Origin of the sequence: Streptantibioticus ferralitis, from assembly GCF_029223525.1 — a bacterium.
In the GTDB taxonomy this organism is placed as follows: Bacteria; Actinomycetota; Actinomycetes; order Streptomycetales; family Streptomycetaceae; genus Streptantibioticus_A; species Streptantibioticus_A ferralitis.
On sequence record NZ_JARHTQ010000006.1, the window covers coordinates 368,852 to 375,301 of the forward strand.

Consider the following 6,450-nt stretch of genomic DNA (forward strand, 5'->3'; position numbering starts at 1 on the left):
CGGTTCAGCTCCTGTCGTCGTGTCTCTGGTTCGGACCGGGCGGGCCCGGCCGGGTATCAAGTGCGGTGAGGGTGTCCCGTAGTCCTCGGTGAACATCCTCGAACACCTCGATATGCCCCTCGGTGGGCAGGTCGTCGGCATCGCCCAGCCGATCGAGCAACGCGTCCACCTCCGCGTTCCCGGTGGGCTGCAGCGTGATCCCCAGCGGTACGGGCCCGCCAGGCGCTTCCTCCTCGGCTACGGCGGCCGACTCCGCCGCTTCGGGCACGTCCGCCTCCGCCTCGACGGCGTGCGCTGCCACAGCCTCCGCCTCGGCAGCCTCCGGGAGCGACGGCTGCTCAGTCATCTCCCGGCCCCGGCTTCCCCTGCGGCTGGGCCTCGGACGGCGCGGACCCCTTGCCGGGAGCTGCCTTCTTCGCCGCGGAGCCTGTCCGCTTCGCGGCGGAGCCTGTCCGCTTCGCGGCCGAGGACGTCTTCTTGGCTCCGGCTGTCGTCTTGGCGGCGGGTGTCGTCTTGGCGACAGGTGTTGTCTTGGCGACAGGTGTTGTCTTGGTCTTGGCGACGGTTGTCGTCTTCTTGGCCGCGGTCTTCTTCGCGGCGGTCTTCTTCGCGGCCGGCGCTTCCGCTGGCGCCTTCTTGGCCGCCGTCTTCTTCGTGGCGCTCGGCGTCGCCTTCTTGGCCGTCTTCCTCGCCGTCGTCGGGGCGGCGGTCGTCTCCGCGAGGCGGCTCGGCGTGCTCGTGGCCTTCTTGGCCGCTGCGGGGACCTTCTTGGCCGTAGGGGCCTTCTTGGCCGCCGGACGCTTGGCCGCGGCCTCCTTCGTCGCCTTCTTCGCCGCGGGCGCCCCCGCGCCCGCGGGCCGCGTCGCCGGAGGCGCCGCGGCCTCCGCGTCCACCTGGACCCGCTCACGCGGCGTACCGGGCTCGCTCGGGCCGCTCGGCTGCTTGGGCGCCTCCTCGGGGCGCTCCAGGTTCCGTACCCGGCGCTCCAGCGCCTCCAGGATCACGCCGACCTTGGTCACCTCGTCGGCGAGGCGGCTGACCCGCCCCATCGTCTTGTCGACCTCTTCCCTGATGAGGCCCAGCAGCATGTCGCGATTGGCACGGCCTGAGGCGATGAGTTCGTCCGCGAGTGTCTGTACCTCCGGCGGAATCCTCTCGCCGATGTTCTTCTGGAGCGCGTCCACGTCTATGCCGGCTTGTTCCAGAAGTTCCCGAGCCGCTTCCGCCGCCCGCCGTCGCGTGGCCTCGGTCAGCCCTTCCGCGATCTGCAGACAGGTGCGCAGCGCGTCACGCAATGCCCTCACTCCTCGCCTCACCATTGACGCCGATGGTCATGACGCTACCGCGTGCCACCCTGCCTCCGTCGGGCAGAAGCCCCTGTAAACCCCCTGGAAAGCGCGTGCAACCTCCCCAGAAGCCGCAGACGCCGACGGATCACCCCTTGCGCAGGTGTACGGTCGCCGGTACACACCCGCGCCACCCGCAACGCACACGATCAACGTCCCTACAGACACACCGCACCAGCGAAACAGGAGCAGCCCCACCGATGGCGACCATCGAGGAGTGCCGCAGCGCACTCGACCGGTTGTCGGAGAACCTCGCGCAGGCCGAGGGCGACGTACGCAACGCCGCCGCCCTCGACCGGTCGTTGAGCTGCCGGATCACCGATCTCGACATCACCTTTGTGGGACGTCTCGCGGACGGCCACATCCGGGATGTGGTCACCCTGTCCGGCCCGCCGCCCGAACGCGCCCAGATCCGACTGACCATGGCGGGCGACGACCTGGTGGCGCTGGTCAACGGCGATCTGCACTTCGCCAAGGCATGGGCGACCGGCCGCGTCAAGCTGGAGGCGGGCCTACTGGACCTGCTGCGCCTGCGCACACTCCTGTAGCCGTCCGGCGGAATCCACCGGCGCAGCCCCCGTCACAGCCCCAACTGCCCCAGCGCCTTGCCCGCGTCCAGCTCGCAGGCCGACTCGCCCGCCGCCGTCCAGGCCGTCGCACACAGCGCCCGCAACCCGTCGTACGGGTCCCCCGCGCCGTCGATCCGCAGCCGCTCGGCATCCGCTGACACGGTCCAACCACCGCACCGGAAGCCGTTCCCGCCCTGCTCCGCCTCGACATCCGGGTGCGCTGTGAGCAGCCCGCGCAGGTCCGCGGCCAGGTACGTCGGCCGGTGCTTCGGCTCGGCCGCGACGAGCTGCGTGGGGGTCGTCACACCGGTCAGTACGAGCAGCGAGTCCACCCCGCCGACGTACGCGCCCTCGATGTCCGTGTCCAGCCGGTCCCCGACGACCAGCGGCCGCTTCGCACCGGTTCGCAGAATCGTTTCCCGATGCATCGGCGGCTGCGGCTTGCCCGCCACCCGCGGCTCCCCGCCGGTGGCGATGCGTACCACCGCCACCGCCGCGCCGTTGCCGGGCAGGATGCCGCGTGCGCTCGGAATCGTCAGATCCGTGTTGGACGCGTACCACGGCACCCCACGCCCCACCGCGAGCGAGGCCTCCGCCAACCGCCCCCAGGTCAGCTCGGGACCGCCATACCCCTGTACCACCGCGGCCGGATCGTCGTCGGCCGAGTCCACCGGCTCCAGCCCGCGCTCGCGCAGCGCGGCCCGCAGGCCCTCGCCGCCCACGGCCAGCACCTTCGCTCCAGGCGGTACCTCTTCGGCGATCAGCCGGGCCACCGCCTGGGCCGAAGTGATCACGTCCTCGGGCTGCGCCGGGACGCCCAACTCCGTCAGATGCTCGGCGACCGCGGCAGGCGTACGCAGCGCGTTGTTGGTGACGTACGCGAGGTGCACACCGGCCGCACGCGCGGTCCCCAGCGACTCCACGGCGTGATCGATGGCGCTCCCGCCCGCGTACACCACCCCGTCGAGATCCAGCAGCGCCGTGTCGTAGGCCGTGTGCAGCGGCCGCTCGCTGCCGTCCGGCCGGGTCCGCAGGGTCTGCCCGTTCATCGCTCGTCGCTCCCTCGTATCGCCACGCCGCGTGCACGCTACCGTCCACGCATCTGACGCATCTTCCCAACCGGTGATCGCACACCGCCATCGGGCACATAGCATGCTCGAATGAGCACTCCAGGACCATCCGCGCCACCGCGCGGTCTACGGCTCGCGCCGTTCCGCGGTCTTCGCTACGTCCCCGATCGGGTCGGCAGTCTGTCCGCGGTCACCTCGCCACCGTACGACGTCGTGGTCCGGCCGGACGGACTGCATCAGCTGGAGACCGCCGACCCGCACAACATCGTCCGGCTGATCCTCCCGCAGTCCGGGGACCCCGCCGACCGCCACGCACAGGCCGCCCGCACCCTGCGGCACTGGTTGGAAGAGGGTGTGCTCGCCCCCGACCCGGAACCCGCACTGTACGTCTACGAGCAGTACAGCGACGTCTCCGGCCTGCAACGCGGCCTGATCGGCGCGCTGCACCTCACCACCCCGGACGAGCACGTCGTCCTGCCGCACGAGGACGTGATGCCCGAGCCGGTGGCCGACCGAGCCGGGCTGATGCGGGCCACCGGTGCCAACCTGGAGCCGCTGCTCCTCGCCTACCGCGGCGATGGCGGCGGCGACTACGACGGATCGGGCAGCCACGGCGGCAGCACGACCGCCCGCATCGTGGAGAGCACGGCGCAGCAGCCACCGCTGCTGACCACGACGACGGAGGACGGCACCCGGCACCGGCTGTGGGCCATCACCGATCCCCACCAGATCGCCGCCATCGACGCCGATCTCGCACCCCGGCAGGCGCTGATCGCTGACGGACACCACCGCTGGGCGACGTATCTACGACTCCGCGACGAACAGCGAAGGGCCGCCGCACCCGGGCCGTGGGACCGCGGCCTGGTCCTCCTGGTGGACACCACGCGCTATCCGCTGCGAGTGCGCGCCATCCACCGGGTACTGCAGCACATGCCGGTCCCGCAGGCCCTGGCGGCGGCACGGGACGTGTTCCACATCGAGACGGTCGGCGGCCCGCTGCCGGCCGCTCTGGACGCGCTGGCGGCCACCAAGGCGAGCGACGGGAACACCTATCTCCTCGCGGGCGACGGCTCGTTCCACCTGCTCACCCGGCCCGACGAGCGGGTCATCGACGAGTCGGTGCCACGTGACCGTCCCGAGGCGTGGCGCCGCCTGGATGCCACCGTGCTGCACAGCGTCCTGGTCGACCGCCTCTGGCGGGTACCCGACGCCCCCGAGCACATCGGCTACGTACACGACGCGGCAGCAGCGGTCCGGCAGGCCGAACGGTTGGGCGGCACAGCGGTGTTGATGCACCCGGTGCCGGAGTCGACCGTGTTGGAACTGGCCCGGCAGGGCGTCATGATGCCGCACAAGTCGACCTCGTTCGGTCCGAAACCTGCCTCGGGGCTGGTGCTGCGTAGCCTCGACCTCGGCTGAACCGACGGCATACGGGAAGGGCGCCCCCGCACGATGCGGGGGCGCCCTTCACATGCACGGACGCGGCTGGCTCAGGCCTGCTCGCCGGGCTCCTTGAACGGATCGTCCAGGAAGGACGACGGGCCCGGCTCAGGGGCGGTTTCCGGCTTCGGCTCGGCCTGGGGCTTCGGGGCCGGGTCCTCGGACTTGGCTTCCGGTGCGGATTCCGCCTCCGGTGCGGATTCCGCCTCCGGCTCGGCCTCCTTGGCTTCGGGCTCCTTGGCTTCGGGCTCCTTGGCTTCGGGCTGCTTGGCTTCGGGCTGCTTGGCTTCGGGCTCAGCGGGAGCGGTGTCCTGCGGCTCGCCGGTCTCGTCCGCCGCGTCCGTCTCGTTCACCTCGTCAGCCTCGTCGGCCTCGTCAGCCTCGTCGGCCTCGTCGGCCTCCAGGTCGAGGGCATCCACGAACTCGACGCCGTCCAGCTCCGCGAGCCGGTCCGAGGCATCCGTGGTGCCGCTCTGGTCGGCCTCCAGCGCCTTGCCGAACCACTCCCGGGCCTCGTCCTCACGGCCGACGGCGAGCAGGGCGTCGGCGTACGCGTAGCGTAGCCGGGCCGTCCAAGGGTGCACCGCGTTCGACGCCAGCTCGGGGCTCTGCAGCGTGACGACGGCGGCGTCCGCCTGCCCCATGTCGCGCCGCGCGCCCGCGGCGACCAGTCGCATCTCGACCTGGCCCGCCCGGTCAAGCTTCTGTACCTCCGGCTCACCGGCCATGGCCAGCGCCCGCTCCGGACGCCCAAGGCCACGCTCGCAGTCCGCCATGACCGGCCACAGCTCCGCAGAACCGGTCATCCGGCGTGCGGCCCGGAACTCGGCAAGCGCCTCGGAGTACCGCGCGGTCGAGTACGCCGCGAAACCAAGGGCCTCACGGACAGCCGCCACCCTCGACGCGAGACGGAACGCGACCTTCGCGAAGGCGTAGGCCTGCTCCGGATCGCTGTCGAGCAGCCGGGCAACCATGACCAGGTTCCGCGCCACGTCCTCGGCGAGCGTCTTCGGCAGGCTCTGCAACTCCTGCCGGATACTCTTGTCGATCTCCTGGCCGGTCACGTCGTCCGGGATCGGCAGCCGTTTGACGGGCTCGCGCTCCTCGCGCGACTCGTCCCGGCCACGGTCCTCAAAGCGCCCACGCCCCGGCGAATAGGGCCGCCGCTCACGCCCCCGGTCATCCCCGCGCCCGTAGCCGCCGCGCCCGCCGCGCTCGTCATCACGCCGGGGCGCGCGGGAACGCTCGTCCCGGCGGTCATCGCGCGGGCGCTCGTCGCGACGGTCATCGCGACGGAACCCACCACGCTCATCGTCACGGCGCGGACGGTCGTAACGCGGACGCTCATCCCGACGCTCGTCACGACGGTCATCACGGGGACGGTCGTAACGCGGGCGCTCGTCGCGACGGTCGTCACGACGGAACCCACCACGCTCATCGTCACGACGCGGACGGTCGTAACGCGGACGCTCATCCCGACGCTCGTCACGACGGAACCCACCACGCTCATCGTCACGACGCGGACCGTCGTAACGCGGACGATCCTCACGCGACCGATCATCACGACGGCCATCGCGGCGGCCGTCGTCACCTCGGCGGTCATCACGCCCGTCGTCCCGCGGCCGGTCGTAGCGGGGCCGGTCGTCCCTGCGGAAACCACCGCGCTCGTCGTTTCGGCGCGGTCCACCGCTGCGGAATCCGCGCCGGTCGCCGGCGCCGGTGTTCCGATCCCTGCGCTCGGGCCGATCCGAGCGGCCCTCGGACGAGTTGGACATCGACGTGACTCCTTGGTTCGTACTGCTGTAGTGCCAGTTTCTCGTACTCGAGGGAAGACTGCGCACCGGCGGGAAAACAAAAAGACCCCCGGCCCCAGCGCTCAGGCCGGGACCGGGGGTCCATAAGAATTGTTCGGCGGTGTCCTACTCTCCCACAGGGTCCCCCCTGCAGTACCATCGGCGCTGAAAGGCTTAGCTTCCGGGTTCGGAATGTAACCGGGCGTTTCCCTAACGCTATGACCACCGAAAC

7 protein-coding genes and 1 rRNA gene are annotated in these 6,450 nt (G+C 71.2%); 2 read left to right on the forward strand and 6 right to left on the reverse strand.

Features of this window, described 5'->3' with window-relative positions; translation table 11 throughout:
• Positions 1-4: 4 nt before the first annotated feature.
• A complete protein-coding gene (locus tag P2L57_RS12675) occupies positions 5-346 on the reverse strand; it encodes a hypothetical protein (RefSeq protein WP_275812877.1) in 342 nt (113 codons plus the stop codon).
• The gene (locus P2L57_RS12680) at positions 339-1,295 is read right to left on the reverse strand and encodes a histone (protein WP_275812880.1); all 957 of its coding nucleotides are present in this window, start codon (positions 1,293-1,295) and stop codon (positions 339-341) included. The genes P2L57_RS12675 and P2L57_RS12680 overlap by 8 nt, the downstream gene beginning before the upstream one ends.
• A 251-nt stretch (positions 1,296-1,546) precedes the next feature.
• Here P2L57_RS12680 and P2L57_RS12685 point away from each other — a divergent pair, with 251 nt between their 5' ends.
• A complete protein-coding gene (locus P2L57_RS12685; RefSeq protein WP_275812883.1) occupies positions 1,547-1,894 on the forward strand; it encodes a sterol-binding protein in 348 nt (115 codons plus the stop codon).
• Between the two features lie 32 nt (positions 1,895-1,926).
• Here the strand turns inward: P2L57_RS12685 and P2L57_RS12690 are convergent, their stop codons facing one another.
• Positions 1,927-2,964, reverse strand: coding sequence for an HAD-IIA family hydrolase (locus P2L57_RS12690; protein WP_275812886.1), 1,038 nt, complete (start codon positions 2,962-2,964; stop codon positions 1,927-1,929).
• Between the two features lie 111 nt (positions 2,965-3,075).
• On the opposite strand from P2L57_RS12690, the gene P2L57_RS12695 reads away from it, so the two are divergent.
• A complete protein-coding gene (locus tag P2L57_RS12695) occupies positions 3,076-4,404 on the forward strand; it encodes a DUF1015 family protein (protein WP_275812889.1) in 1,329 nt (442 codons plus the stop codon).
• A 71-nt stretch (positions 4,405-4,475) separates the two neighbouring features.
• On the opposite strand, the gene P2L57_RS12700 is transcribed toward P2L57_RS12695, so the two are convergent.
• From P2L57_RS12700 to rrf, 3 genes are all read right to left on the reverse strand, one after another.
• Entirely contained in the window at positions 4,476-5,462 is a 987-nt protein-coding gene (locus P2L57_RS12700) for a tetratricopeptide repeat protein (RefSeq protein ID WP_308292462.1), read from the reverse strand.
• Positions 5,463-5,485: 23 nt separating this feature from the next.
• Complete coding sequence (locus P2L57_RS12705; protein ID WP_275812891.1) at positions 5,486-6,028, reverse strand: hypothetical protein; 543 nt, start codon at positions 6,026-6,028, stop codon at positions 5,486-5,488.
• A 303-nt stretch (positions 6,029-6,331) separates the two neighbouring features.
• A 5S ribosomal RNA gene (gene rrf, locus P2L57_RS12710) occupies positions 6,332-6,448 on the reverse strand.
• Between the last annotated feature and the right edge of the window lie 2 nt (positions 6,449-6,450).